The organism is Pandoraea sp. E26 (genome assembly GCF_000681415.1).
Lineage (GTDB): Bacteria > Pseudomonadota > Gammaproteobacteria > Burkholderiales > Burkholderiaceae > Pandoraea > Pandoraea pnomenusa.
Map to the genome: position 1 here is coordinate 1 of NZ_AYXJ01000061.1, position 1,144 is coordinate 1,144.

The following is a 1,144-nucleotide window of genomic DNA, read 5'->3' on the forward strand; positions in this document are numbered from 1 at the left end:
CTGGGCGGCGAGATGAACCACCATCTCGGCTACCCGGCCGGCGGGGCCAAACCGGCCAACGTCACCAATCAGCGCAACGGCCGAGGTGCCAAGACGGTGCTGACTGAGGACGGCCCGATGCGCATCGAGGTGCCCCGCGACCGTGACGGCAGCTTCGAGCCGCTGCTGATTCCCAAGCACGAACGCCGCTTCACGGGCTTCGACGACAAGATTGTCGCCATGTATGCCCGAGGCATGACTGTGCGCGAGATTCAGGGCTTCCTGCTGGAGCAGTACGGCACCGAGGTCTCACCCGACTTCATCAGTTCCGTGACCGACGAGGTGATGGCCGAGGTCACTGCCTGGCAGGCCCGGGCGCTGGAGCCGATGTATCCGGTCGTGTTCTTCGACGCGCTGCGGGTCAAGATTCGCGAAGACGCCGTGGTGCGTAACAAGGCTGTCTATCTGGCACTGGGCGTGTTGCCTGACGGCTCACGCGACATCCTGGGCCTGTGGATCGAGAACACCGAAGGTGCCAAGTTCTGGATGAAAGTGTTCAACGACCTGAAAACGCGTGGGATCAATGACATCCTGATCGCCGTGACCGACGGCCTCAAAGGCATGCCTGAAGCCCTGGCCGCCGTGTTTCCGGCAACGACGCTGCAAACCTGCATCGTCCATCTGATCCGCAACAGCCTCGACTACGCGAGCTGGAAGGATCGCAAGGGTCTGGCTGCCGCGCTCAAACCGATCTACACCGCGCCCAGCGCCGAGGCGGCCCAGGCCGAATTGGATGCGTTTGCCCACGGGCCTTGGGGCCAGAAATTCCCAACTGTGAGCACGTCGTGGCGCAATGCCTGGGATCGCGTGATTCCGTTCTTTGCGTTTCCACCGGACATCCGCAAGGTTATATACACTACGAACGCCATCGAGAATATCAACTCGCAACTGCGCAAGATCATCAAGACGCGAGGTCACTTCCCGACGGATGATGCAGCGACGAAACTCATTTGGCTGGCACTGCGCAATATCACCGCTGATTGGGGGCGTGCAGCCAAAGACTGGAAAGCGGCCATGAACCAATTCGCTATCCTCTACGCCGATCGTTTCGTGCGACCGTCCGTGTGATTCCCAACCCGCCTTGAACACGGAATTTCTGACACCC

The 1,144-nt window shown here is 60.8% G+C and carries 1 protein-coding gene; it reads left to right on the top strand.

Going from position 1 to position 1,144, the window contains the following annotated elements:
* Window positions 1-1,107, top strand: a 1,107-nt coding sequence (locus W930_RS0124980; protein WP_028731406.1) for an IS256 family transposase, incomplete at its 5' end; no start/stop codon positions are given.
* Between the last annotated feature and the right edge of the window lie 37 nt (window positions 1,108-1,144).